Here is a 23,896-nt window from a genome sequence, read left to right as displayed (position 1 = left end):
GTCGTTCGGACGGTCGGGCGGGCCGACAGCGACGGCGCGCGACGGTCGGGCAGAATGCCCGGATGAACGAGCTTGCGATCACCGTCATCGGCCGGGACCGGCCCGGCATCGTGGCTGACGTCGCCGAGGTGCTCGCCCGGCTCGGCGCCAACCTCACCGACAGCACAATGACCCGTCTGCGGGGACACTTCGCGATGACCCTGATCTGCGTCGGTCCGGCCGCCGCCGAGGTCGAGACCGCGCTGGTGCCGCTGGCCGCCGACGGTCAACTACTGGCGACGGTACGGACGGTGACGCCCGACGGTGAGACAGCGCCGTCCGGCGAGCCGTACGTGATGGCGGTGCACGGTGCCGACCGAATGGGCATCGTGGCCGCGATGACCCGGGTGCTGGCCGAGGCCGGCGGCAACGTCACCGACCTGAGTACCCGCCTGGTGGGGACGCTCTACGTGGTGGTGGCCGAGGTGGAACTGCCCACCGGCACCGCCGACGCGCTCGGCGGCCGGCTGGCGGAGGCAGCCGCCGGTCTCGGCGTCGAGGTGACCCTCCGGCCCGCCGAACCGGATGTGCTGTGAGCGGCGCGCCGGACGTGTCGAAGTCGGACCCGCAGGCCGACGCGTACGTGGGTCTCGGTGACTGGGGCCCCGAGACGCTGGGCACCGGCCGGGTGATCCCGGTGGTCTCCGCCCCGGACCCGGTGCTCAGCCGGCCGGGCGGGGAGGTCGATCCGACCGCCGAGGAGATCGTGCGGCTGGCCGCCGACCTGATCGCCACCATGCGGGTGTCCCCCGGCTGTGTGGGCCTGGCCGCTCCGCAGGTCGGGGTGAGCGCCCAGATCTTCGCGGTGAACGTCACCGGGCATCCCAAGACCGTCACCGGGCACGGCGTCTTCGTGCTGTGCAACGCCCGGGTCGTCGAGGCCACCCGGTGGAAGGCAGGTCGGGAAGGGTGCATGTCGGTGCCGGACCTGACCGGTGACGTGAAGCGCGCGAGCCGGCTGGTGGTGGAGGGGGCGCTGCCCGGCAGCGGTGAGACCGTACGCCTGGTGACGGACGGTTTCGAGGCGCGTGCCCTGCAACACGAGATCGACCACTGCGCTGGGCTGCTCTTTCTGGACCGGGTGGCCGGCGCGCATGCGATCTACCAGCGGCAGGTCTACCTCTGATTCGACCCGCACGGTCGCACTGAGTGACCGTCGTCGGGCGTACCGTCGTGAATGGAGGGTCGGAGCCGATGGGACGGGGGAGTCACGGCGCGTCGCTGCCGTCCGCCGCACGCGCCGCCGCTACGGTGGGGACATCATGCGTCTGACGGTCGGCCCCCTGCCTCCCACCGTGTACTGGCGGCGTCGCGCCGTCGTGCTCGGTGCGGTGCTGCTCTTTATGATTGTCCTGTTCTATTCGTGTAACGCGCCCACCGGGGGCAACGACGCGACCGGCGACGGCCAGCCCGACTCGGGCGTGGCGACCGGCACGCCGAATCCGACCGGTTCGGTGCTGACGCCACAGACGGGCTCGCCGCCGTCCGGTGATGCCGGGGCCGACCCCGCTGATCCAGGGGACGGGGCCGACCCGTCCGCCCCCGGAAACGAGCCGAGCCTCAGCAACGACCCGCCAGCGGTCGATCCGGTCGCGGACGAGGGCAACTGCGCGGACACCGAACTCTCGGTGACCGCTGCGGCGCTGCCGACGCAGGCCGCCTCGGGCGCCCACGTCGACCTGAACCTGAAGGTCCGTAACAGGTCCGACCGGACGTGCAGCCGGGACGTCGGCGCGACGGCCCAGGAGTTGTACATCAAGGCCGGTGCCGAGGTGGTCTGGTCCTCGGACACCTGTGGCACGGGCGCCGGTTCGGACGTGCAGTCCTTCACTCCCGGCTTCGAACGTTCCTACCAGGTCAACTGGAACGGCAGGGACAGCAGCCGGTGCGCCGACGGCGTGGCGAACGGACCGGCCGTGCCCGCCGGGACGTACGGGGTCTTCGCCCGGGTGGGCACCAAGCTGAGTCAGCCCGCGAAGCTGGTCCTCAGGTAGGTCGGCGCCCGGGCCGCTCGGCCGGGCCTCGGCTCAGTGCGACGCGCGCCTCAGACGTAGCGTTCCAGGATGGACGCCTCGGCCAGCCGCGACAGCCCCTCGCGTACGCCCCGGGCCCGGGCGTCACCGACGCCGTCGACCGCCTGCAGATCCTCCACCGTGGCACCGAGCAGCCGTTGCAGGCTTCCGAAGTGAACCACCAGCCGGTCGACCACGGCCACCGGTAGTCGGGGCACCTTGGCCAGCAGTCGGAAGCCGCGCGGGCTGACCGCCGCGTCCAGCGCGTCCGAGGCGGCCGGGTAACCGATCGCCTTGGCGACCGAGACCAGATCGATCAGCTCGGTGGCGCTGAGCAGATCCAGTTCGACCAGCGCCTCGTCCAGGGTCCGGGACTTGCGGCCGGTGGGCAGGTAGTCCCGAATGACCAGGGTACGGTCGGCGTCGACGCCGGCCATCAACTCGTCCAGCTGAAGGGCGAGCAACCGCCCGTCGGTGCCCAGCTCGACCACGTAGCCGGCGATCTCGTCGGCGATCCGGCGGACCATCTCCAGCCGCTGCACCACGGCCACCGCGTCGCGCACGGTGACCAGGTCTTCGATCTCCAGGGCGGACAGGGTGCCGGAGACCTCGTCGAGGCGGAGTTTGTATCGCTCCAAGGTGGCCAGCGCCTGGTTCGCGCGGGAGAGGATTGCCGCCGAGTCGTCAAGCACATGTCGCTGACCGTTGACGTAGAGGCTGATGATGCGCATGGACTGGCTGACCGAGATGACCGGGTAGCCGGTCTGCCGGGCGACCCGCTCCGCGGTGCGGTGCCGGGTGCCGGACTCCTCGGTCGGGATGGTCGGATCGGGCATCAGGTGGACCGCCGCCCGGACGATCCGGGTGCCGTCGCTGGAGAGCACGACTGCGCCGTCCATCTTGCACAGCTCCCGGACCCGGGTCGCGGAGAACTCGACGTCCAGCGGAAAGCCACCCGTGCAGAGCCCTTCGACCACCTTGTCGTAGCCCAGGACGATCAGCGCGCCCGTCCGACCCCGCAGGATCCGCTCCAACCCGTCACGGAGTGCGGTGCCCGGTGCCATCAGGGCAAGGTTGGCGCGCAGCGGGTCGCCGACGACGCCGCCCCCGGTGACGCTCACGCTGATGGGGCGGGCGGGCGAGCCCACGGCAGCGGTGCGGGCATGGGGCGTCGCGCCGGCTGGCTTGGTGGTATCGCGGTCGATCGGCACGGGCACAGTCTACGGACTGCCGTGCGGTGGGTGCTCTCGCGGTTACTGTGATGTGTCACGATTCGGCCCGCCCTGCCCGACCCGACCGGTGGACGATTCACTCCGCCGACGCCCGCGCGGCGGCCTGCAACGCCGAGCGGACATCGGTGACCTCGATCACGCGCATCTGTTCCGGACCGGCACCGGTGCTGGTGGGCCCGCAGCCGGGCGGCACGAGGGCCAGCCGGAAGCCGAGCCGGGCGGCCTCGGCCAGGCGGCGCGGCACCGCACCCACCCGGCGTACCTCGCCGGTGAGGCCGACCTCGCCGATCGCCACCAGGTGTGGTGCGATCGCCAGGTTCAGCCCTCCGGAAGCGACGGCGAGGGCGACCGCGAGGTCGGCCGCCGGCTCCACCACCCGGATGCCGCCGACGGTGGCCGCGAACACCTCCCGGTCGTGCAGGGTGAGCCGCTCGGTACGGCGCTGGAGCACCGCCAGCACCATCGCCAGCCGGGCGGAGTCCAGCCCGGAGACGGTACGCCGGGGCGAGCCGGCCACGGTGGCGCCGATCAGCGCCTGCACCTCGGTGAGCAGTGCTCGCCGCCCCTCCATCGCCACCGTCACGCAGGTGCCCGGGACCGGCTCGGAGTAACGGGTCAGGAACAGCCCGGAGGGGTCGGCGAGGCTGCTGATGCCGCCCTCGTGCATCTCGAAGCAGCCGACCTCGTCGGCGGCGCCGAACCGGTTCTTGACCCCACGCACCATCCGCAGCGACGAGTGCTTGTCGCCTTCGAAATGCAGCACCACATCGACCAGGTGCTCAAGCACCCGCGGGCCGGCGACCTGGCCGTCCTTGGTCACGTGCCCGACCAGCACGGTGGCGACCCCGCGTTCCTTGGCGACCGCGACCAGGGCGGCGGTGACCGCCCGGACCTGGGTCACCCCGCCGGGTACGCCCTCGGTGCCGGTGGTGGAGATGGTCTGCACCGAGTCGAGCACGAGCAGGCCGGGCTTGACCGCGTCCAGATGACCCAGCACCGCCGCGAGGTCGCTCTCGGCGGCCAGAAAGAGCTGGTCGTGCAGGGCACCCATGCGCTCCGCCCGCAGCCGCACCTGGCTCACCGACTCCTCACCGCTGACCACCAACGACGGACTGCCCGCGCCGGCGGCCCACTGCTGGGCGACGTCGAGCAGCAGAGTCGACTTGCCCACCCCCGGCTCACCGGCGAGCAGCACCACCGCACCGGGGACCAGGCCGCCGCCGAGGACGCGGTCCAACTCGCCGACCCCGGTGGGTCGGGCCCGGGCCGGTGCCGCGCTGATGGTGGCGATGGGCCGGGCCGGCTCGGCGGGCATCCGGGAACTCACCACCCGACCCGAGACGGTCGGACCGGTGATCGTGCATTCGACCACGGAGCCCCATTCGCCGCACTCGGGACAGCGGCCCACCCACTTCGGTGGCTGATGCCCGCAGGCGTCGCACTCGTACGCGGGCCGAGGCTCGCGAGTGGCGGCGCGGCCGCGCGAGCCGGTGCCCGCCCGGGACGGGGTCGATCGGGAGATGCTCACCCGACCGACGCTAACCCCCGGGTACGACGACGGCACCGTCGGCATGGCCGCACCACGCCTACGGTGCCGTCGGGACGTACCTGGACCGGCTCGGTCGGCGCGGCCGGTCCGCCGTGCTCAGTGGCCGCCTTCGCCCTCGTACTCGGTGTGCCGCTCGATGATCGGTGACGGCTGCGGCAGCGGCGTGAGCGGCACGGCGATCGGCGCCGGGCTGGTGACCGTCTCGCCGCCGAAGTCGAAGGTCAGCGTGACGGTCTGGCCGGGGAGCCGGGTCTCGTTCAGCCCGAGCAGCTGAAGCACCTGCTCACCCTCGGTGTTCAGCTGCACGTGGCTCAGCGGAGGAATTTCGATCCGCGCCGGGCCGGATGACGTGGGTGACTCGGTGGGGCTGGGTGACGGGGAGTTGTCCGGCGAGGGAGGGTTGTCCGGCGAGGGGGAACCCTCGGGAGACTGCTCCGAGGTGGGGGAGGTGGTCGGCGACGGCGAGCCGGTGGGTGACGGGCTGGTCGCGGCGGCGACCGTGGTGAGCACCACCTCGCGGGCGTCCGACGAGGTGACCGTCACCGTGACCGGATCCGGCGAGTCGTTGTGGAGGACGACATTGAGCAGGGCGTCGTCGCCGGCCTGATAGCCCTCGACACCAGGGTAGGCCAGCGCGGCTGCGCGTACGGCGTACCGCCCGTCGCCGGTCTGGAGGTTGACGCCCTGGATCGATGGCACCTTGCTGGCCGTCTCGGAGATCTGGCCGGCGCCGCATCCGGACAGCAGCAGCCCGGCTGCCGCCGCGATCCCGGGCAGCAGCACGGCAGCACGCCGGGAACCCCTGAACGAGCGCCTCACGTCGGTCCTCCTCGTCACGATCACACCCGGCTTACCCGCCGGAACCGCTGGCCATGCCCGCGCATACCGGGCTCCAGGGTAGTTGGAGCTGATCGTGGCCCGCACGCCGACCCGGTGCGGCCAGTCGTCTGGGTGGAACTCAGACCAACCGGCCGTTCGTGACCAGCAGTACGACGTCGATCAGGGCGACCAGCAGCACCGCCCGGAAGGCGGCCACCGGCCGGGCGCCTGCGTGCTCGCCGGTCCGGCCCACGTACCAGGCCACGATGAAGATCACAACGGTGGCGCCGACCGCCGCGAGGCCCACGCCCGTCGGCGGCCCGGGCGGCCCGAGCACCAGCGTGACGGTCGCCGCGATCAGCAGCCCGACGGCGGCCGCCCGACTGCCCGTGGCGCCGAGCCGGTGCGGCAGTCCACGGACCCCGGTCCGGGCGTCGTCGGCGAAGTCGGGCAGCACGTTGGCGAAATGGGCGCCCGCGCCGAGCAGCGCCGCCGCGACCACCAGCCAGGCCGGGGGCGGCGGGGCGTCGGGCAGTGCCAGCACCACGAAGGCGGGCAGGGCGCCGAAGGAGATCGCGTACGGCAGCACCGAGATCGGGGTGGACTTCAGCGGCCAGTCGTAAAGCAGCGCCGAGACCAGAGCGATGGTGGCACAGATCGCCGCCGTCGGGTTGGTGGTCAGGGCCAGCGCGACTGTCGCGGTGGCGGCCACGGCGGCGGCCACCGCGACGGTACGCCGGCTCAGCGCGCCGGAGGCCAACGGCTTGTCGGTACGCCCGACCGCGGCATCGCGGTCCACGTCGAGCAGGTCGTTGGTCCACCCGACGGTGAACTGGCTGGCAGCCACGGTGAGCACCACCGCGACGACGCCGCCGGGTGGGTGCCCAACACCGGCGGCGAGCAGACCAGCCACTGTGGTGACCGCCGCGGTCGGCTCCGGATGGCTCGCTCTGACCAGCCCTAACACCGTCGACGACATAACGGTAGTCTGGTCGTTACCGGGGAGTCGTGTCACGCTCGTTGCTATGCGTGACGCCGGCCGCGTGCTGCCCCGCAACGATCCGCGCCAGTACGACGACCTGGCGGCCGAGTGGTGGCGGCCAGACGGCGTCTTCGCCATGCTGCACTGGCTGGCCCGGGCGCGGGCCGCGCTGGTGCCCCCGGCGGCGCGAACGGGTGCGCTCCTGGTCGACCTGGGCTGCGGGGCGGGGCTGCTCGCCCCACACCTGGCCGGGAAGGGCTACCGACACGTCGGGGTGGACCTCACCCCCTCCGCACTGGCGCAGGCGGCGGCGCACGGCGTGACGGCGGTCAACGGCGACGCCACGGCGGTACCGCTGGCGGACGGCTGCGCCGATGTGGTCGCCGCCGGCGAGTTGCTGGAGCACGTCCCGGACTGGCGGGCGGCGGTGGCCGAGGCGTGTCGCCTGCTGCGGCCCGGCGGCCTGCTGGTGCTGGACACCCTCAACGACACCGCGCTGGCCCGGCTGGTCGCCGTCCGAATCGCCGAACGTCTGCCCACCGTGCCGCGTGGCATCCACGATCCGCAGTTGTTCGTGGACGATCGCGAACTGGTCGCCGAGTGCGCCCGACACGGCATCGACCTGCGGGTCCGTGGTCTCCGGCCGGCGGTGCCGGGGTTGCTGCGGTGGCTGCTCCGGCAGGCGACGGGTGCCGCGACGCCGGCCGGTCAGGCACCGCGCATCGTGCCGACCGGGTCGAGGGCGGTGCTCTATCAGGGCCACGGGCTGCGCGACGGATAGCTGATCCAGGTGAGGTAGGGCGATGGCCGAAGAGGGGGTTCCACCCATGACCGAGCGCAGTGGAGTGGCGGTGGCCCGACGGCTGGCGCCCCGGCTGGCGGCGCGGGCCGCCACACACGACCGGGACGGCTCGTTTCCCGTCGACGACTTCACCGACCTGCGCGAGGCGGGACTGTTCGGGCTGATGGTCCCCGCCGAACTGGGTGGCGCCGGCGCCAGCTTCGCGGCGTACGCGGCCGTCGCCACCGAACTGGCCCGGGGCAACGGTGCCACCGCGCTGGTGTTCAACATGCACGCCTCGGTCACCGGGGCACTCGGTGCGGTCACCGAGGAACTGGCCGAGGCGCTCGGCGTACCGGCGGAGGCGCTGGCCGCCCGCGACCGCCTGCTGCGGGCGGCGGCCGACGGGGCGTGGTACGCGGTCGCGATGAGCGAGCGCGGCGCGGGTGCCCGGCTGTCCCAGCTCGCCACGGTCTACGAGCCGGTCGACGGCGGCTGGCGGATCAAGGGCAGCAAGACCTTCTGCTCCGGTGCCGGTCATGCCGACGGCTACCTGGTGGCGGCCCGCAGCGCCGCCGACCCGTCGGTGGTCTCGCAGTTTCTGGTTCCGGCCGGGGAGGGTCTCACCGTCGAGCCGACCTGGGACGCCCTCGGCATGCGCGCCACCGCCTCGCACGACCTGCACCTCGATGTGACCGTCGACAGCGACCGGCTGCTCGGCGGGGTCGAAGGGCTGGCCCTGGTGGTGGCCCAGCTCATGCCGCACTGGCTGGTGGCCAGCTACGCGGCCGTCTACGTGGGGGTGGCCCGGGCGGCGATCGACGCGGCCGGGGAACATCTCAACGCCCGCAACCTCGCCGGGCTGCCGGCGGTACGCGCCCGCCTGGGTCGCGCCGACGCGGCCGTGGCGGCGGCGGAGCTGGTGGTCGCCGAGGCGGCTCGGCGGGTGGACGAGGCACCGGGCGACGCGGAGACCAACCGGTGGGTGTGGCGGGCCAAGTTGCTGGCCGGCACCACTGCGGCGGACGTGGCCGCGTCCATGCTGGAGGCGGCCGGCACCTCCGCCACCCGGCGGGGTCATCCGCTGGAACGCCTGTACCGCGACGCCCGCTGCGGGTCGCTGCATCCGGCCACCTCCGACGTCTGCGCCGACTGGCTCGGCATCGCCACACTCGGCGGTGACCCGGACCGTGACGGATCGATGCCTCGTTGGTGACCGTGAGGAGCGGGCTGCGGGCCACGCAGCCGCGAACGGGGACAGGGCCCGGAAGTGCGAGGAGTCAGCGTGCGAGAGGAAGGTGGGACCGTGTCCGTACCGGTGATCGCGGGCCTGGGCACGGCCCATCCGCCCTCGGCTGACCAGCAGGAGTTGTGGGAGAACTTCTTCTCCCGGCACTTCTCCGGCTCCACCCGCGCGTTGGCCGAGCGGATCTTCGCGCACTCGGGAGTGACCCGGCGGCAGGCAGCGGTCAATCCGTTGCTTGAGGACGTCTCCGACTGGCCGACCGAGCGGCGGATGCTCCGTTACCAGGTCGAGGCGTTGCCGCTGGGTAAGGAGGCGGTAGGCCGGGCGTTGACCGCCGCCGGGCTGGACGCCCGTGACGTCGGCCTCTTCGTGGTGTGCTCGTGCACCGGGTACGCCACTCCGGGGCTGGACATCCTGCTCGCCCGGGATCTGGGCATGGCCGTGACGACCCAGCGCATGTTCGTCGGTCACATGGGCTGCTATGCGGCGCTGCCGGGGTTGGGTGCGGTGGGTGACTTCGTCACCGCGCGGGGGCGCCCCGCGCTGCTGCTCTGCGCCGAGCTGACCAGCCTGCACCTGCAGCCCTCCTCGGCACGGATGGACACCCAGCAGATCGTCTCCCACGCGCTCTTCTCCGATGCCGCCGTCGCCGCGGCGGTCGTTCCCGGTGGGCGGGGCTACGCCGTACGCGAGGTCGCCTCGGTGAGCGACACCTCCACCGCCGATCACATGACCTGGGAGGTGACCGACACCGGTTTCCGGATGGGCCTCTCGCCGAAGGTGCCGAAGGTGCTGTCGGCGCACGTCCGAGGGCTGGTGGACGAGGTGCTGGCTCGGCACGGTACCCGCCGGTCGGAGGTGGATGGCTGGGCCGTGCACCCGGGCGGCCCACGCATTCTCAACGTGGTGGAGCGTGAGTTGGAGCTGGCGCCGATAGCGTTGGCGGCGTCCCGGGAGACGCTCAACGAGCACGGCAACTGTTCCTCGCCGACGGTGTTGTTGATCCTCGACCGTCTGTTCCGGTCGGCGCCGGCACCGCGCCGGGTGGTGATGCTGGCCTTCGGCCCCGGGTTGACCCTCTACGCCGCTCTGCTGGAACGAAGCGCCTGAGCGTTCAACAGAGCTACCCTTCAGGCATGGACGTCGATGCCATCCATCGGCTACGCGGGGCTTTGCTGGCCGCCGCCGCGGTGGCGGCGCTGACCCTCGGTGGCTGGTGGTGGCGGGTAGCGGCACCGGAGGCGCAGACCGGCGTGGGCCTCGCGCCGGGCGGGTCGTCGGCCGGCACGTACCGGCGGGAGAACTCGGTCCCCGCTGGCACGGTGTCCGAGCCTCCGCATGCCACCTCCCCCATCCTGGTCGACCCGCGCACCGGCGCAGTGGTCGGGGCGGACGACGGGCCGGCGGAGCGCCCGACGGGTTCCGCCGCGTCGAGCGGCTGGTGGGCGGGCGGGACCGAGCTGGTCTGGACCGAGTCGGCGAGGCTCGGCTCCGGTGCGGCGGTCATCCGGCAGACCCGGATGGAGCGGGGCGAGCGGCACCTGTTGCGCCTGCGTTGCACCGGTCCGGGTGAGTTGCTGGTAGCCGTCAGCGGCGCCCGGTCGGCGGCCCCGATGACGGTGGGCTGCGACGGCGGGCAGGTCCTGATGGACCTCACCGGCACCGGCGCCGCGGCGCGGCTGTCGTTCTCGCCAGCCGGGTCGGAGCCGGTCCAGATCGAGGCTCGGTTGATCGCCTTGAGCTGAGCGCACCCGGTCGTCTGCGTACGGGGCGGGTCAATCGGCCAGCCGGGACAGTTCGGCGTGGTGGTCGGCGATCGAGGTGACCTCGGGTACCACCAGCGTGATCCTGCCGGTGCGGTCGGCGAGCAGTGCGGTCACGCCGTCCTGGCTGGCCGGCAGGTCCACGAAGGTACGCAGGCCGCCGGCCGGGTCGGCGAGCGAGCGCACCCCCGGTGGCGCTGCCCGGGGCCCGGCGGCGGCCACGCTGACCACGGTCACCCCGGCCGGTGCCGCCATCGCTGCCTCGGCCACCTGCTCCCGGCAGGCACATCCGTCCACCAGTAGCACCACCACCGGCAGCAGCCCACGCAGCGGCACCGGTGCCTGCCCGCCGTCGACCAGGTCGAGCGCGGGCAGGGGGCGACCGGTCAGTTGCGCCGGTGCCGGGTCGGGCGTGGCGGTGTCCGGTCCGGTGCGGCTGGTCCTGGGCCAGGTGACGGCGGCCAGACCGGCGAGGGCGGTCAGGACCGCGACGATCAGCACGATCACCGGTGCGGCGGGCGGACGCCATCGGCGCTGGTCCGCCGCTGCCCGGCGCAGCTCGCGACGGACCTGTTCAGCCTCGTCGGCCAGGGCCGCTATGTCGTCCGGGACGATTACCCGGCCCCATTCCGGCGGCAGGTCGGGCAGCCCGGGACCATCGGCGTCAGCCTTGCCCATTACGACCCCCTGGAACCTCACGGGTGTGGACGCGGCACCTCTCCAGCGTCCCGCACCGGGCCGAGTACCGCTACCGCTGCCCGCGTCGGACTGCGGCGGGATACCATGGAATAGGTGCGTAGCCCTTGATCTCCAGCGGGTGTGTCGCAGGGCCTCGGCGCTTGTCCTCCCGGATCTCCACGTCCATGGCAGTGGTGTCCGGGGGTCATCCCAAGGTTACGCAACGTGTCCGAATCATCGTCTGAATGGTCTGTCAAGCCGAAGAAATACCTCTCACAGGTCCCCTGAGCTGCGCCAACGGTCAGGACAGCGGTGAGACATCGGTGCCTGAGCGTGTTACCCTAGACACAGCGAAAGGGGTTTCGAACCTATGGTTTTCAGTGTCGGCGAGACCGTTGTTTACCCCCACCACGGGGCCGCACTCATCGAGGCAATCGAGACTCGGGTCATCAAGGGCGAGCCCAAGCAGTACCTCGTCCTGAGGGTCGCGCAGGGTGACCTGACGGTCCGGGTGCCGGCCGAGAACGCCGAGATCGTGGGTGTGCGCGAGGTGGTTGGCGAAGAGGGCCTCGGCAAGGTCTTCGACGTTCTCCGGGCTCCGCACACCGAGGAGCCGACCAACTGGTCGCGGCGTTACAAGGCGAATTTGGAGAAGCTGGCTTCCGGCAACCCGCTGAAGGTGGCCGAGGTCGTTCGTGACCTGTGGCGTCGCGAGCGGGAGCGGGGGCTGTCCGCGGGCGAGAAGCGCATGCTCGCCAAGGCTCGCGACATCCTGGTCGGCGAGGTCGCGCTGGCCGAGAAGAGCACCAAGGACGAGGCGGAGACGCTGCTCGACAAGGTGCTGACGGAGGCCTAGTCCGCACTGCATCGTCGTACCCGAATCGTAGCGAACAATCCGTCGAGGACCGCGACGTGACCGCGCAGCTCAATCCGCGCGGTGACGTCGCGGTCCTCGTGCCTGCGGCCGGTGCCGGCGTACGCCTCGGGCCCGGTCGCCCGAAGGCACTTCGGCTGCTGGCCGGTGAGCCGCTGCTGGTGCACGCGGTCCGTCGGCTGGCCGAAGCCCCCTCGGTGCACAGCATCGTGGTGGCCGCTCCGGTCGCCGAGGTGGCGGCCGTGGGTGAGCTGCTCGCACCGATCGCCCCGGTGGTCGTGGTCCCCGGTGGTGCGGAACGACAGGCGTCGGTGGCCGCCGCGCTCGCCGCGGTCCCCGCCGGTCCCGAGATCGTCCTGGTGCACGACGCGGCTCGCGCACTCACCCCGCCCGCGCTCGTGGAATCGGTGGCCATGGCGGTCCGGGCGGGCCATGACGCGGTGATCCCGGTGCTGCCGGTCGTCGACACGATCAAGGAGGTCGACGCGGACGAGAAGGTGCTCGGCACCGTCGACCGGGCCGCGTTGCGCGCCGTGCAGACCCCGCAGGGATTCCGCCGAACGGTGCTGGCCGCCGCCCACGCCGCTGCCGCCGACGCCCTCACCGACGACGCCGGGCTGGTGGAGAAGCAGGGGGTGCTGGTGCACTGCGTGCCCGGTTCGGAGCACGCTCTGAAGATCACCAGGCCGTTCGACCTGGCGCTGGCCGAGCATCTGCTGGCGACCGGACGGTAGCGCGTACCCTCGGATCATGATCGTTCCTCGGGTGGCCATCGGGACCGACGTGCACGCCTTCGAGCCCGGTCGACCCTGCTGGGTGGCCGGTCTGTACTGGCCGGAGCAGGACGGCCTGGCCGGGCACTCGGATGCGGACGTGGCCGCCCACGCCGCCTGCAACGCGCTGCTCTCCGCCGCCGGTCTCGGTGACCTCGGCGCCAACTTCGGGGTGGGACAGCCAGAGTGGGCCGGGGCCAGCGGGGTGGCGTTGCTCGTCGAGACGGCCCGCCGGGTACGCGCCACCGGGTTCGCCATCGGCAACGTGTCCGTGCAGGTGGTTGGGCTCCGGCCGAAGATCGGCCCACGTCGGGACGAGGCTCAGCGGGTGCTGTCGGAGGCCGTCGGGGCGCCGGTCACCGTCTCCGCCGCCACCACCGACGGCCTGGGCTTCACCGGGCGCGGCGAAGGGCTCGCCGGGGTCGCGGTCGCCCTGGTGTACGAGCAGCCGAGCGCCTAGGCTCGCCGCGATGTCCGCCGACGTCCCCACCGATCCGCCCGCCGACGGCTACCTCGAACGTGCCACGCTCCTCGCCGAGTTGGGCCGTTACGACGAGGCCGCGGCCGAACTCGGCTTCGCGCTGGCCCTCGACCCGGCGGCCACCACGGCGTCGACCATGCTGGCCCGGGTGCACCTGGCCGCCGGCCGACCGACCGAGGCGCTCGCCGCCGCCGAGGCCGCGGTGGCCGCCGCGCCGGGGCAGGTGCCCGCGCTCGTCGTCCGTGGGCTGGCCCTCGGCGACCTCGAACGGTATGCCGAGGCCGCCCGTACCGCCGACGAGATCCTGGCCCTGGGGCCGGAGGACGCGTACGCGCAGCGCAGCGCGGCGGCGATCCTGGCCGTCTCCCGCAACGGCCAGCCGGCGTTGAACGCGGCCTGGCGCGGAGTGGAGCTGGCCCCCGACGAGCCGCAGGGCCACCTGGTGCTGGGTCTGGTCGCGGCCAACATGCGGATGTACGACCTGGCGGAGCGGGCCTACCGGGAGGCGCTGCGGTTGGACCCGCGCCTGGCGGAGACCGGCGACGACGTCGGGGTGTTGCGGCTGGAGCAGCGCCGGTGGAGCGCCACGCTGGAGCGACTGGCCGAAGCGGCGGTGGCGGATCTGCCGCCGGATCGACGCCGGGCCGACGAGGTGTCGGACGAATCGACCCGGCCGCCCGAGGCCGGCGGCGATCCGGGCCGGCCAGCCGCAGCCCAGGACGAGTCGGTGGGCGATGTCGATGCCAACCGTCCCGCCGACGGTCCGGAGGAACGCCCGAACTGGCCGGCGCAGAGCGGTGCCGTACCCGCCGGTGGGCCAGCCGTCGTCGGCCCGGAGCCGGGCGGGCGTGGTGCGGCCTGGCCGGGACAGAACGGCGTCGGGCCGGTCGTCGCACGCCAGCCGGTGCCGGCGGCGCTGCGGCAGTTCGTGCTGTGGGGCGCCGGCTGGGCGGTGGTGGCAGCCATCGTGGTCGCCTGTTCGACCGCTACCGGATCGGGATTCTCCCGACTCCTGGCGGTGGCCGCGGCTGCTGGCGGCGGCATCGTGCTCTGGCAACACGCGGCCCGGCTGCCAGGTCTGACCCGAACCATCCTGCCCGTGCTGCGGCGTACCGACCGTCCGCTCGCCCTGGCCGTGTACGCCGCCGCTGCGGCACCTGTGCTGATCCTGCTCTACGCCCTGGTCGGCACCCCGTGGCCGCTGGTACTGGCCATCGCGATCGCCACCGCCGCCCGGTTGGCGATCGTCGGCCGGCCGGTGGCCTGACGGTCTCTAGGGGCGGCGGGCCCAGGTCCAGGCGTACGCGTCGTCCTCGCACTCGGTGGCCGAGTCGCAGAGGTCGAGAGGGCGGAAGGTGTCGACCATGACCGCCAGTTCGTCGAAGAAGTCCACCCCGATGGCCCTTTCCGCCGCACCGGGCTGCGGTCCGTGCGTGAAGCCGGACGGGTGCAGCGAGATGGAGCCCTGCTCGATGCCGGAGCCGCGCCGCGCCTCGTAGTTGCCCCCGGTGTAGAAGAGCATCTCGTCGGAGTCGACGTTGTGGTGGTGGTACGGCACCGGAATGGCGTCCGGGTGGTAGTCGACCTTGCGGGGCACGAACGAGCAGATCACGAAGTTCGGGCCGGCGAAGGTCTGGTGCACCGGTGGTGGCTGGTGGATCCGTCCCGTGATCGGTTCGAAGTCGTGGATGGAGAACGCCCACGGGTAGAGGTGCCCGTCCCATCCGACCACGTCGAACGGGTGGTTGGCGTAGACGTGTCGGGTCCATCCCCGACGATGGCGGACCAGCACCTCGACGTCGGTGCCCTCGACGAGCAGCGGTGCGTCCGGCCCCCGGACGTCGCGCTCGCAGTACGGCGAGTGTTCCAGGAACTGGCCGCGTACCGAGAGGTAGCGCTTGGGCGGGCCGATGTGCCCGGATGCCTCCACGGCGAGCAGGCGGGTCGGAGTGTCGCCGGTGGGCACCAGGCGGTGCACCGTCGAGGTCGGAATGATCACGTAGTCGCCGGCCACCGCGTCGAGCACGCCGAACGTCGACTCGACCCGCAGGCTGCCGGCCTCGACGTATAGGCAGTGGTCGCCGGTGGCGTCGCGGAACAGCGGCGAGGGGCGGTCGGCCAGGACGTAGGCGATCCGCACGTCGTCGTTGGCGAGCAGGTACCGCCGGCCGAGGATCGGGTCCGCGCCGGTCCCGTCGAGCTTGTGGGTACGCAGGTGCCGGGGTTTGAGCGGCAGGTTCGGCATCCGGGTGATGGCCGGCGGGGTGAACTCCTCGGCGGCGACGATCGCGGTCGGGGCGTACCGGTGGTAGAGCAGGGACGAGTCGGAGGAGAAGCCCTCCTGGCCCATCAGCTCCTCGGTGTAGAGGCTGCCGTCCGGCTGCCGGAACTGGGTGTGGCGCTTGCGCGGCAGCTCGCCGACGCTGCGGTAGTACGGCATCTCGCCCTCCCGGTCCGCCTGCGTCCGATAATCGGACGCTGTTGTCCGCTTCTTGAAGCGTCCCGTACATTGTTGTCTCGTGTCAACGCAGCTGCCCACTCTTGTCGCCGGCCTGGTCGACGACGCCGCAGTCTTCCCGCCGGGCAATGCGCCGCTGCCCGACGCCGTAGCTGCCCACCGGCGGCACCGCGCCGCGTGGTACGCCGACCTGGTCGGTCCGCTGCTGCTGCCGGCCTCCACGATCATCACGGGTGAGCTGAGTCCGCTGGTCGACCCCGAGGACAACTTCGCCATCGGGGTGATCGGTGACACCGGTATCGACCGGCTGTCCTTCGCGCTGTCGTTCCTGCCTCCGCTCGGGGTGACCGCACGACAGGTCGAGGTGCCCGTCGCACGACGGGGCGAGGACCCGCAACCCGGACTGACCGAGCTGGTGAAGCTCGCCGAGCGGCTGGACGGCGTGCCCGTCTACGCGGAGATCCCGCTCACCTTCGGGCTGATGGGTGCCCTGGACGCGCTCGCCGACTCGCGTGCCCGGGGGGTGCCGGTCGCCGCCAAGTTCCGTACCGGTGGGCTGGCCGCCGAACTGTTCCCGACCCCCGCCGAGCTGGCCGCGGTGATCTGCGCCTGTCGAGACCGGGACTTGCCGTTCAAGCTCACCGCCGGGCTGCACCACGCGGTGCGGCACCTGGACCCGGAGACCGGCCTCACCCACCACGGATTCGGCAACGTACTCGCCGCGACCCTGGCCGCCGCCGACGGCGCGTCCGTCGGTGCCGTCGCCGAGCTGCTCACCGTGCGCGACGAGCGCCCGCTGGTGCAGACGACCGACGGCCGGCACGACGCGGCGCGTCCGCTGTGGGTGGGATTCGGCTCGTGCAGCATCGTGGAACCACTTACCGATCTGATCCGGCTCGGGCTGGTGAACGGAGGCTTTGAGGCATGAGCGAGCGTCAACGCGGCGGCATGGAGTGCGGCGGAGGGCCGGCATGAGCTGGGTACCGGGTGCGGCGGGTTCCGGGTACGGGGTGCACCACCTGCCGTACGGGGTGTTCCGGGTGGGCGACGACGGGCCGCGCATCGGCGTACGCGTCGGAGATCTTGTCCTGGACCTGGCCGGCGCGGAGGCCGCGGACCTGGTGCTGGCCGGCGGCGCGCTGTGCCGGCCCACGCTGAACGCGTTCCTGGCCCTGGGCCGCCCGCAGTGGACCGCGGTGCGGGATCGGATCACCGAGCTGCTGACCGACCCGACGCACCGGGCGGCGGTGGAGCCGCTGCTGGTGCCCGTGCACGAGGTACGGATGGAACTGCCCTTCGAGGTGGCCGACTACGTCGACTTCTATTCCTCGGAACACCACGCCTCGAACGTCGGCCTGATCTTCCGCCCCGGGCAGCCGCCGCTGCTGCCGAACTGGAAACATCTGCCGATCGGCTATCACGGCCGCGCCGGCACGGTGGTGGTGTCCGGCACCCCGGTGGTGCGCCCGCAGGGGCAGCGGCCCAGCTCCGACGGTCCGACCTTCGGCCCGTCGGCGCGCCTGGACATCGAGGCTGAGGTCGGCTTCGTGGTCGGTGTATCGAGCCCGCTCGGCCGGCCGGTGGCCGCTGCGGACTTCGCCGACCACGTCTTCGGTGTGGTGCTGGTCAACGACTGGTCGGCGCGAGACATCCAGGCATGGGAGTACCAGCCGCTCGGACCGTTCCTGGGCAAGTCGTTCGCCACGTCGATCGCCGCCTGGGTCACCCCGCTCGACGCGCTGCGCGACGCGTTCGTCGCCGGTCCGGCGCAGGATCCGCCGGTGGCCGACTACCTGCGCGACGAGCCGCACCTGGGGCTGGACCTGCGGCTGCGGGTGCTCTGGAACGGGCAGCCGGTCAGCGAGCCGCCGTTCGCCGGCATGTACTGGACCCCCGCCCAGCAGTTGGCACACCTGACCGTCAACGGCGCCTCGCTGCGTACCGGCGACCTGTACGCCTCCGGCACCGTCTCGGGCCCTCGGCGCGACCAGGTCGGCTCGTTCCTGGAACTCAGCTGGGGCGGCACCGAACCGGTCACCGTGGGCGGAACCGAACGCACCTTCCTGGCCGACGGTGACACGGTGACGATCACCGCCACCGCACCCGGGCCGGACGGCACCACCCTCACGTTGGGTGAGGTCACGGGCGGCGTCCTGCCGTCGAACTGACCTGAACCCGACAGCAGTCCTTGATCGCACAGCGGGTGCGATCAAGGAACGTCACCGTCTTCGTTTATCGCCTCGGAGTTCCGTCGCCATGCCGCGCCGGGCCGGCCGGTGTCCCCTTTCCGGTCGGCCCGGCGCGGCATGGCGGAACGTCGAAAACTGAGGGAGATGACGACGATGCGCGATCTCGTGGACGCGGTCTGGCGTACCAGCAGCCGATCCAACGACCAGGGCCTCTGCGTGGAGGTGGCCGACAATCTGGCGGCAGTCCACGGTGTGGTGGGCATCCGCGACTCGAAGGACCAGGCCGGACCGGTGCTCGTGGTGAGCCCGCCGGGCTGGACCGCATTCCTCGACGCGATCCGGGACGGTCGTTTCGTCGGCTGACGCCCGTAGGGGGTCTCCGGCGGGGTTTCTCCGCTCGGGGACCCCGCGCCACGCTCACGCCGCGTACCGTCGGTGCCACGGGAGGTGGCATGACGACCGTTGCGGTGAACGGGGTGGTCGCGGCATCCGCGGCCGATCTGTGGCGGGTGCTTACCGACCTGTCCCGGTCCAGGTGCGGTGATCGGCCCGTGCAACTGCTGACGCCGGGTCCGCTCGGCCCGGGTACGTCCTGGCGGGAGATCCGGACCAGACCGGGTGGCGGCACGATGGCCGAGGAGTTCGTCGTGTTGGCCGCCGAGCCGCCCCGGCGGCTGGTCCTCGGCTCGCCCGGTGCGGGAGCCGACTACCGGATCACCTGGGCGCTACGGGACATCCATCGTCGTGGACGCGACTGCGCCTCCGTGACGGTGACGGTGCGGGCTCAGCCGGCCGCGGCCACCGGCCGGGCGTTGGCGCTGTTGCTCGGCGGGCTGGCGGTGCGAGCGGCGGAGCAGGTGCTGCGGCAGGACATAGCCGCCCTGGCCGCCGCAGCCGGTGCCCACCACGCCGACGCCGCCTGACCCACCGACGCCGCCCGCCCCGTCCCGACGCCGCCCGCCCCGTCCCGACGCCGCCCGACTCCGCTACCGCCGGACCCGGGCGAGTGTTGTTCTCGCGAGTTGCGGTAAACAGTGGCATCAGCCCATCGGGAGGCCGCGGAATGCCGCGGGTCGGGACGAGCCGGCGGCGAATTCGGGGCCGCGGGCCTGGCGGAGCCTCGGGGCCGGGGGCAGGCCCGGGGGAGGCTGGGTAGGGTGCCGTGCGGAGGTGCGGCATGAGGTGGGCGGCGGGTCGGCGGCGGGTCGTGGCGGCGGTGGCGGCGGTGGGTGTCGCCGCGGCGGTCGGGGTCGTCGCGTACCGGGTCCTGGGGCCGGCGGAGGTGAGCACCCCCGCCCGGGACGACTACCCGGCGCGGAGCACGTCTGACTCGGGGGTGACCGGTCGCCTGCCGGTTGCTCCGCTGATCGTCGACGGTCGGCTACGGGTGTACGCCGCCCCTCGGCAGGTCTACGCCGACCAACCGGTCGACAGCCGCAGCCGAGGTACGCCGTACTGGTCCTTCCGGCGCTGGCCGGTGAGCCTGGACGCGGTGGTGGCGAGCGGAACCACTGTGGTGAGCCGGTGGTCGGACGGGCAGCTCGTGGCGATCGACGCGGGTACCGGTCGGGTGGCCTGGCGGGCGGACGGGCCGGAGCCGGCGGCGGAACGGGTGGCGCGACGCACCGGCACGGCCGTCGTCTGGCGGCCGAGCGGCCTCGCGGTGAGCCGGACCACCGACGGCCGCCATGTGGTCGTCAGCTCCGGCGACGGTGCGGTCCAGGCGGTCGACCTGGCCGATGGCGGGCAGCTGTGGCGGGCAGCGGTGCGCGTCGGCTGCCGTGAGCCGGTGGGTGCCGGCTCCGGTGGTCGGCTGCTGACCGTGGACGACTGCGACGGGCCGGCGGTGGTGGAGTTTCGGAACACCGCGACCGGCGTGGTGACGGCCAGGTGGCGACCGCCGGACGCCGGTGACGAGCTGACCGCCGCGTTGCTCGGCTGCCGGCCGGACGGTGACGGCTGTGCCGCGCTGCGCACCGCCCGCCCCGGCGACGGGCCCGCCCAGGGTTGGTTGCTCGGCCCGGAGCATCCGGTCCAGGTGCCGGCGCTGAACGGCCCGGGCACCGAACTGGCCGACGGGACGGCGGTGAGCCTGGGCGACGGGGTGCTCATCGGCCGGGCCGTACCCGGTGGTGCGGAGCGCTGGCGGGTCGAGGTCGGTCCGGGTCGGGTGATCGCGGTCCAGCCCGGCCGGGTGCACGTGCTGACCGAGGCGAACGAACTCGTGACGCTGGACCCGGCCACCGGTACGCGACTGTCCGGCTTCGTGCTCGACATCGGCTCCGACGGCACCGGATGGGCGCCGGGCGACGCGTACGCGGCCGACGGGTTCGTGGTGGTGGAGCGGCTGCGCCGGCCGGTCGATCCCGACGGGGACGACCAGCGGTACTACCTCACCGCCGAATCGTTGATCATCGCCGCGACCTGACGGTCGAGCGCCGACCGGTCGAGCGCGGTGCTGGCCGGCGGACTTGTCGCCTCGGGGCCGGTACAGCCCTCGCTGGGCCGGTTCAACCCAGGGCGGCCTCGGCCGCAGCCAGGAATGCGTCGTTCTCGGTCGGCGTGCCGATGGTGACCCGCACCCCGTCGCCGGGGAACGGGCGCACGATCACGCCCCGCGACTCGCACGCCTTGCCGAACTCCACCGACCGGTCGCCCAGCGGGAGCCAGACGAAGTTCGCCTGGCTGGCCGGCACGCCGGGGACGAGCTTGGTCAACGCCTCGCCGACGCGCTCGCGTTCGGCCACCACCAGCGCGCACCGCCGACGCACCTCGTCGGCCTGGGTCAACGCCGCCAACGCGCCAGCCTGGGCGGCCATGCTAGTGGAGAACGGCGTGACGACCTTGCGGACCGCCGCCGCCACCTGCGGCTGCGCGACCAGGAAGCCGATCCGCAGGCCGGCCAGCCCCCACGCCTTGGACAGGGTGCGCAGCACCGCCACGTTCGGCCGGTCGGCGTAGGTCAGCCCGTCCGGCACCTCCGGGTCGGTGACGAACTCGCGGTACGCCTCGTCGATCACCACCAGCACGTCGTCCGGTACGGCGTCGAGGAAGCGGTCCAGCTCGGCCCGGCGTACCGCGGTGCCGGTCGGGTTGTTGGGATTGCAGACCAGGATCATCCGGGTGCGTTCGGTCACCGCCGCGGCCATCGCCGCCAGGTCGTGCCCGTGCCCGGCGTCGTTGGGCACCTGCACGCTGGTCGCGCCGCTGGTCGCCGCGATGATCGGGTACGCCTCGAACGAGCGCCACGAGTAGACGAGTTCGTCGCCGGGCAGGCAGGTGGCACGGACCAGGTGCTCGGCCAGGGCCACCGAGCCGCAGCCGGTCGCCACCCGGTCGGCGTCCACCCCGTACCGCTCGGCGAGCGTCTGGCGGAGCGCGACGACACCCATGTCCGGGTAGCGGTGCACCCCGGCGACGGCCTCGGCGACCGCCTCCACCACACCGGGCAGTGGGCCGTACGGCACCTCGTTGCTGGCCAGTTTGATCGCCTCGGGCAGGCCCAGCTCCCGGGCCAGGTCGGCCGGGCTGCGTCCGGGCACGTAGTTGGGCAGCGCGTCGAGGTCGGCGCGGGTCAGTCGCACCGCCGGCTGGTGTCGTCCGTCGGTCATGGGGTCTCTCCCGGGGGGTTGGCGCGGTCGTCGGGGGTACGCGGAAGCTGGACCACCACGGTCTGCGCCCGCTTGTCGTGCAGCGCCTGCCGTAGCGGATGGTCGAACAGCGGTGAGAGCGCGTCGATCAGTTGGAGCAGCAGGCCGAGGCCGCAGCAGTACCAGAGCAGCGTGGGCAGGCCGAGGGTGTTCCATCGACGCAGCGCCCGGCCGAAGCCCAGGGGTGTGTCCGCCTCGACCGGCACCGCCCGGACCCGCAGCAGTCGCTTGCCGAAGGTCTGCCCCCTGGCCGCCATCGACGGCACCTCGTACGCCAGCCAGAGCGAGGTGGCGATGAGCAGGATCGTCACCACCAGTGCACCGGCCTGGTCGCCGGCGGCGGGCAGCGGGTCGGTGGTGCGGTCCTGAGCCTGCACCCGACGCCAGAACTCGTCGAGTGGGGCCGAGAGCTCCTGGAGGTAGCGCCAGACGAACCAGCCGTTGACCAGGGCGTTGAGCAGGAAGACGATGCCGAAGTCGATCAGCCGGGCGGTCAGCCGGGCACCGAACGAGGCCAGCGGCATCCCGTGGGGGCGGGGCGCCGGCGGGCGTCCGGGCCAGGTCGGGTACGGCCAGCCGGGCGGCGGCCCCTGCGGCGGATCGCCGCCCGGCCAGGCCGGCGGCGCCCCCGGAGATCCCTGATCGCCGGGCCGACCCGGTGAAGTTCCGCCGCCCGGCTGCCCTGCCGGCGGGCCCTGCGGCCAGGTGGCCGGGGGGGTGCCGGCGGACGGCAGCTCGGCTGCGGGCGGTGCCGAGACGGACGCCGGGTTGGTGTGCTCCGGCACCTGCTCGGGCTCGGGCGGAGGTGGGCCCTCGGGCGGTGTGACGTCCACCGGGATGGGCGCGCCGATCCAGCCCTCGCCGTCCCAGTACCTGCGGGTTTCCGGGTCTGCGGGGTCGACGTACCAACCGGGTGCCACGCTCACGTCACGGCCTCGCTGCGCTCGTTCACCTCGACACCTTAACGACGACCGTTCCGGCGAACGTGGCCCGTGGGCGGCACGGCACCGCCGGCCGGGGGCTGGCCGGCCGGCGGTGCCGGGTGGGGTGGGGCTGGGTCACGCTCGACAGTTCTACAGGTTGCCGCGCTTCTCCTGCTCCCGCTCGATGGCCTCGAAGAGCGCCTTGAAGTTTCCCTTGCCGAAGCCGAGCGAGCCGTGCCGCTCGATCAGCTCGAAGAAGACGGTCGGACGATCCTGCACCGGCCTGGTGAAGATCTGCAGCAGGTAGCCGTCCTCGTCCCGGTCGACCAGGATCTTGCGGGACTTGAGCTCCTCGATGGGTACGCGCACCTCGCCGATGCGGGCGCGCAACTCCGGGTCGTCGTAGTACGAGTCCGGGGTCTCCAGGAACTCGACGCCGGCCGAACGCATGGCGTCCACGCTGGACAGGATGTCGTTGGTGGCCACGGCGATGTGCTGGGCACCGGGGCCCTGGTAGAACTCCAGGTACTCGTCGATCTGCGACTTCCTCTTCGCGACGGCCGGCTCGTTGAGCGGGAACTTCACCCTGCGGGTGCCGTTCGCGACGACCTTGCTCATCAGCGCCGAATAGTCGGTGGCGATGTCGTCGCCGATGAACTCGGCCATGTTGGTGAAGCCCATGACCCGGCGGTAGAACTCGACCCACTCGTCCATCCGGCCCAGCTCGACGTTACCGACCACGTGGTCGACCGCCTGGAAGAAACGCTTCGGCTGGACCCCGGCGTCGATCATCGGCTGCCGGTCCACGATCGGGCCGCGGGCGACGAAGCCGGGCAGGAACGGACCGGTGTAGCGGGACCGGTCGACGAGCGTGTGCCGGGTGTCGCCGTACGCGTCGATGACCGCGAAGCGGACCGTGCCGTGCTCGTCGGTCATGTCGGTCGGCTCGGTCCGGCCGTTGGCGCCCTGCTGGACGGCGTGCGAGTAGGCCGCATCAACGTCCGGCACCTCCAGCGCGATGTCGACCACGCCGTCGCTGTGCTTCGTCACGTGTTCGGCGCCGGGCGCGTCGGGGCGTACCGCGCCGGTCAGGACGAAACGGGCGGAGCCGCTGGTCAGCACGTATTCGGCGTAGTCCCGGTAGCCCTGCTCCGGCCCCCGGTACGCCACGCAGGTCATGCCGAACGCCGTGGAGTAGTAGTGCGCCGCCTGCTTGGCGTTGCCCACCATGAAATGCACGTAGTCGAGACCCTTGACCGGGAACGGATCCTTGCTGGTGTCGTGGTCGACGGCGCCGACGAGAGCGTCGACGTCGACCTCCTCGGTCGGCTGGGGTCGGTCGATCGCCTGGGTCATGGTGGCCTCCCTCGCGTACCGGCCGGCCTGGTGGGCCGACGGGATCGTGTGCTGTCTGCCGAGCATCGCGGTGACGGGTGCACTGGGCAAC

25 protein-coding genes are annotated in these 23,896 nt (G+C 72.6%); 16 read left to right on the top strand and 9 right to left on the bottom strand.

Annotated elements, in window-relative coordinates; all coding sequences use genetic code 11:
* Positions 1–62 precede the first annotated feature (62 nt).
* The 3 genes from AC2CHE_RS03480 to AC2CHE_RS03470 all read left to right on the top strand — a co-directional run bounded on the left by AC2CHE_RS03480 (position 63) and on the right by AC2CHE_RS03470 (position 2,033).
* The gene (locus AC2CHE_RS03480; RefSeq protein WP_484503417.1) at positions 63–575 is read left to right on the top strand and encodes a glycine cleavage system transcriptional repressor; all 513 of its coding nucleotides are present in this window, start codon (positions 63–65) and stop codon (positions 573–575) included.
* On the top strand, positions 572–1,165 hold the full coding sequence (locus AC2CHE_RS03475) for a peptide deformylase (protein ID WP_484503416.1): 594 nt from the start codon (positions 572–574) through the stop codon (positions 1,163–1,165). Before AC2CHE_RS03480 ends, AC2CHE_RS03475 begins: the two co-directional genes overlap by 4 nt.
* Before the next feature lie 136 nt (positions 1,166–1,301).
* The gene (locus AC2CHE_RS03470; protein WP_484503415.1) at positions 1,302–2,033 is read left to right on the top strand and encodes a hypothetical protein; all 732 of its coding nucleotides are present in this window, start codon (positions 1,302–1,304) and stop codon (positions 2,031–2,033) included.
* Between the two features lie 50 nt (positions 2,034–2,083).
* On the opposite strand, the gene disA is transcribed toward AC2CHE_RS03470, so the two are convergent.
* From disA to AC2CHE_RS03450, 4 genes are all read right to left on the bottom strand, one after another.
* Positions 2,084–3,262 carry a DNA integrity scanning diadenylate cyclase DisA gene (gene disA, locus AC2CHE_RS03465; RefSeq protein WP_484503414.1) on the bottom strand — a complete coding sequence of 393 codons (1,179 nt, stop codon included), beginning with the start codon at positions 3,260–3,262 and terminating at the stop codon, positions 2,084–2,086.
* Positions 3,263–3,359: 97 nt separating this feature from the next.
* Positions 3,360–4,856, bottom strand: coding sequence for a DNA repair protein RadA (radA, locus tag AC2CHE_RS03460; RefSeq protein ID WP_484503413.1), 1,497 nt, complete (start codon positions 4,854–4,856; stop codon positions 3,360–3,362).
* Between the two features lie 72 nt (positions 4,857–4,928).
* Positions 4,929–5,651 (bottom strand): LPS-assembly lipoprotein LptE, encoded by a 723-nt coding sequence (locus tag AC2CHE_RS03455; protein ID WP_484503412.1) that lies wholly within the window; start codon positions 5,649–5,651, stop codon positions 4,929–4,931.
* 139 nt (positions 5,652–5,790) lie between these two features.
* Positions 5,791–6,630, bottom strand: coding sequence for a UbiA family prenyltransferase (locus AC2CHE_RS03450; RefSeq protein WP_484503411.1), 840 nt, complete (start codon positions 6,628–6,630; stop codon positions 5,791–5,793).
* A 46-nt stretch (positions 6,631–6,676) separates the two neighbouring features.
* Here AC2CHE_RS03450 and AC2CHE_RS03445 point away from each other — a divergent pair, with 46 nt between their 5' ends.
* The 4 genes from AC2CHE_RS03445 (at position 6,677) to AC2CHE_RS03430 (ending at position 10,405) form a co-directional block, all read left to right on the top strand.
* Positions 6,677–7,414, top strand: coding sequence for a methyltransferase domain-containing protein (locus AC2CHE_RS03445; protein WP_484503410.1), 738 nt, complete (start codon positions 6,677–6,679; stop codon positions 7,412–7,414).
* Positions 7,415–7,460: 46 nt separating this feature from the next.
* The gene (locus AC2CHE_RS03440; RefSeq protein ID WP_484503409.1) at positions 7,461–8,630 is read left to right on the top strand and encodes an acyl-CoA dehydrogenase family protein; all 1,170 of its coding nucleotides are present in this window, start codon (positions 7,461–7,463) and stop codon (positions 8,628–8,630) included.
* A 90-nt stretch (positions 8,631–8,720) separates the two neighbouring features.
* Entirely contained in the window at positions 8,721–9,770 is a 1,050-nt protein-coding gene (locus AC2CHE_RS03435) for a type III polyketide synthase (protein ID WP_484503408.1), read from the top strand.
* Between the two features lie 26 nt (positions 9,771–9,796).
* Positions 9,797–10,405 (top strand): hypothetical protein, encoded by a 609-nt coding sequence (locus AC2CHE_RS03430; RefSeq protein WP_484503407.1) that lies wholly within the window; start codon positions 9,797–9,799, stop codon positions 10,403–10,405.
* A gap of 30 nt (positions 10,406–10,435) precedes the next feature.
* Here the strand turns inward: AC2CHE_RS03430 and AC2CHE_RS03425 are convergent, their stop codons facing one another.
* Entirely contained in the window at positions 10,436–11,101 is a 666-nt protein-coding gene (locus AC2CHE_RS03425; protein ID WP_484503406.1) for a hypothetical protein, read from the bottom strand.
* A 370-nt stretch (positions 11,102–11,471) separates the two neighbouring features.
* Here AC2CHE_RS03425 and AC2CHE_RS03420 point away from each other — a divergent pair, with 370 nt between their 5' ends.
* From AC2CHE_RS03420 to AC2CHE_RS03405, 4 genes are read left to right on the top strand one after another with little or no spacing between them, the layout of a single operon-like run.
* A complete protein-coding gene (locus AC2CHE_RS03420; protein WP_007073334.1) occupies positions 11,472–11,957 on the top strand; it encodes a CarD family transcriptional regulator in 486 nt (161 codons plus the stop codon).
* A gap of 56 nt (positions 11,958–12,013) precedes the next feature.
* Complete coding sequence (gene ispD / locus AC2CHE_RS03415; protein ID WP_484503405.1) at positions 12,014–12,709, top strand: 2-C-methyl-D-erythritol 4-phosphate cytidylyltransferase; 696 nt, start codon at positions 12,014–12,016, stop codon at positions 12,707–12,709.
* A gap of 13 nt (positions 12,710–12,722) precedes the next feature.
* Entirely contained in the window at positions 12,723–13,208 is a 486-nt protein-coding gene (ispF, locus tag AC2CHE_RS03410) for a 2-C-methyl-D-erythritol 2,4-cyclodiphosphate synthase (protein WP_484503426.1), read from the top strand.
* Positions 13,209–13,218: 10 nt separating this feature from the next.
* A complete protein-coding gene (locus AC2CHE_RS03405) occupies positions 13,219–14,496 on the top strand; it encodes a tetratricopeptide repeat protein (RefSeq protein WP_484503404.1) in 1,278 nt (425 codons plus the stop codon).
* Positions 14,497–14,502: 6 nt separating this feature from the next.
* On the opposite strand, the gene AC2CHE_RS03400 is transcribed toward AC2CHE_RS03405, so the two are convergent.
* Entirely contained in the window at positions 14,503–15,669 is a 1,167-nt protein-coding gene (locus tag AC2CHE_RS03400) for a homogentisate 1,2-dioxygenase domain-containing protein (protein ID WP_484503403.1), read from the bottom strand.
* A 79-nt stretch (positions 15,670–15,748) separates the two neighbouring features.
* On the opposite strand from AC2CHE_RS03400, the gene AC2CHE_RS03395 reads away from it, so the two are divergent.
* The 5 genes from AC2CHE_RS03395 (at position 15,749) to AC2CHE_RS03375 (ending at position 20,304) form a co-directional block, all read left to right on the top strand.
* Entirely contained in the window at positions 15,749–16,615 is an 867-nt protein-coding gene (locus tag AC2CHE_RS03395; RefSeq protein ID WP_484503402.1) for a hypothetical protein, read from the top strand.
* 43 nt (positions 16,616–16,658) lie between these two features.
* Entirely contained in the window at positions 16,659–17,855 is a 1,197-nt protein-coding gene (fahA, locus tag AC2CHE_RS03390; protein ID WP_484503401.1) for a fumarylacetoacetase, read from the top strand.
* Positions 17,856–18,029: 174 nt separating this feature from the next.
* Positions 18,030–18,239 (top strand): DUF397 domain-containing protein, encoded by a 210-nt coding sequence (locus AC2CHE_RS03385; protein ID WP_484503400.1) that lies wholly within the window; start codon positions 18,030–18,032, stop codon positions 18,237–18,239.
* 89 nt (positions 18,240–18,328) lie between these two features.
* Positions 18,329–18,799 carry an SRPBCC family protein gene (locus AC2CHE_RS03380; protein WP_484503399.1) on the top strand — a complete coding sequence of 157 codons (471 nt, stop codon included), beginning with the start codon at positions 18,329–18,331 and terminating at the stop codon, positions 18,797–18,799.
* Positions 18,800–19,053: 254 nt separating this feature from the next.
* Entirely contained in the window at positions 19,054–20,304 is a 1,251-nt protein-coding gene (locus tag AC2CHE_RS03375; RefSeq protein WP_484503398.1) for an outer membrane protein assembly factor BamB family protein, read from the top strand.
* A gap of 82 nt (positions 20,305–20,386) precedes the next feature.
* On the opposite strand, the gene hisC is transcribed toward AC2CHE_RS03375, so the two are convergent.
* From hisC to hppD, 3 genes are all read right to left on the bottom strand, one after another.
* Positions 20,387–21,487 carry a histidinol-phosphate transaminase gene (gene hisC / locus AC2CHE_RS03370; protein ID WP_484503397.1) on the bottom strand — a complete coding sequence of 367 codons (1,101 nt, stop codon included), beginning with the start codon at positions 21,485–21,487 and terminating at the stop codon, positions 20,387–20,389.
* On the bottom strand, positions 21,484–22,452 hold the full coding sequence (locus tag AC2CHE_RS03365) for an RDD family protein (RefSeq protein ID WP_484503396.1): 969 nt from the start codon (positions 22,450–22,452) through the stop codon (positions 21,484–21,486). The genes hisC and AC2CHE_RS03365 overlap by 4 nt, the downstream gene beginning before the upstream one ends.
* A 147-nt stretch (positions 22,453–22,599) precedes the next feature.
* Positions 22,600–23,805, bottom strand: coding sequence for a 4-hydroxyphenylpyruvate dioxygenase (gene hppD, locus AC2CHE_RS03360; RefSeq protein WP_484503395.1), 1,206 nt, complete (start codon positions 23,803–23,805; stop codon positions 22,600–22,602).
* Between the last annotated feature and the right edge of the window lie 91 nt (positions 23,806–23,896).

The sequence above is a fragment of the Micromonospora sp. ATLC16 genome, assembly GCF_057196645.1.
Note: the sequence above shows the minus strand (reverse complement) of the source record. Positions and strands in the feature narration are given on the sequence as shown.

Excerpts from the sequence above, each read along its gene's own strand:
- AC2CHE_RS03480 (WP_484503417.1), top strand. The coding sequence starts at position 63 with ATGAACGAGCTTGCGATCACCGTCATCGGCCGGGACCGGCCCGGCATC.
- AC2CHE_RS03470 (WP_484503415.1), top strand. The coding sequence starts at position 1,302 with ATGCGTCTGACGGTCGGCCCCCTGCCTCCCACCGTGTACTGGCGGCGT.
- radA (WP_484503413.1), bottom strand. The coding sequence starts at position 4,856 with ATGCCGACGGTGCCGTCGTCGTACCCGGGGGTTAGCGTCGGTCGGGTG.
- AC2CHE_RS03450 (WP_484503411.1), bottom strand. The coding sequence starts at position 6,630 with ATGTCGTCGACGGTGTTAGGGCTGGTCAGAGCGAGCCATCCGGAGCCG.
- AC2CHE_RS03445 (WP_484503410.1), top strand. The coding sequence starts at position 6,677 with ATGCGTGACGCCGGCCGCGTGCTGCCCCGCAACGATCCGCGCCAGTAC.
- AC2CHE_RS03440 (WP_484503409.1), top strand. The coding sequence starts at position 7,461 with ATGACCGAGCGCAGTGGAGTGGCGGTGGCCCGACGGCTGGCGCCCCGG.
- AC2CHE_RS03430 (WP_484503407.1), top strand. The coding sequence starts at position 9,797 with ATGGACGTCGATGCCATCCATCGGCTACGCGGGGCTTTGCTGGCCGCC.
- AC2CHE_RS03425 (WP_484503406.1), bottom strand. The coding sequence starts at position 11,101 with ATGGGCAAGGCTGACGCCGATGGTCCCGGGCTGCCCGACCTGCCGCCG.
- AC2CHE_RS03420 (WP_007073334.1), top strand. The coding sequence starts at position 11,472 with ATGGTTTTCAGTGTCGGCGAGACCGTTGTTTACCCCCACCACGGGGCC.
- AC2CHE_RS03405 (WP_484503404.1), top strand. The coding sequence starts at position 13,219 with ATGTCCGCCGACGTCCCCACCGATCCGCCCGCCGACGGCTACCTCGAA.
- AC2CHE_RS03400 (WP_484503403.1), bottom strand. The coding sequence starts at position 15,669 with ATGCCGTACTACCGCAGCGTCGGCGAGCTGCCGCGCAAGCGCCACACC.
- fahA (WP_484503401.1), top strand. The coding sequence starts at position 16,659 with ATGAGCTGGGTACCGGGTGCGGCGGGTTCCGGGTACGGGGTGCACCAC.
- AC2CHE_RS03385 (WP_484503400.1), top strand. The coding sequence starts at position 18,030 with ATGCGCGATCTCGTGGACGCGGTCTGGCGTACCAGCAGCCGATCCAAC.
- AC2CHE_RS03380 (WP_484503399.1), top strand. The coding sequence starts at position 18,329 with ATGACGACCGTTGCGGTGAACGGGGTGGTCGCGGCATCCGCGGCCGAT.
- AC2CHE_RS03375 (WP_484503398.1), top strand. The coding sequence starts at position 19,054 with ATGAGGTGGGCGGCGGGTCGGCGGCGGGTCGTGGCGGCGGTGGCGGCG.
- hisC (WP_484503397.1), bottom strand. The coding sequence starts at position 21,487 with ATGACCGACGGACGACACCAGCCGGCGGTGCGACTGACCCGCGCCGAC.
- hppD (WP_484503395.1), bottom strand. The coding sequence starts at position 23,805 with ATGACCCAGGCGATCGACCGACCCCAGCCGACCGAGGAGGTCGACGTC.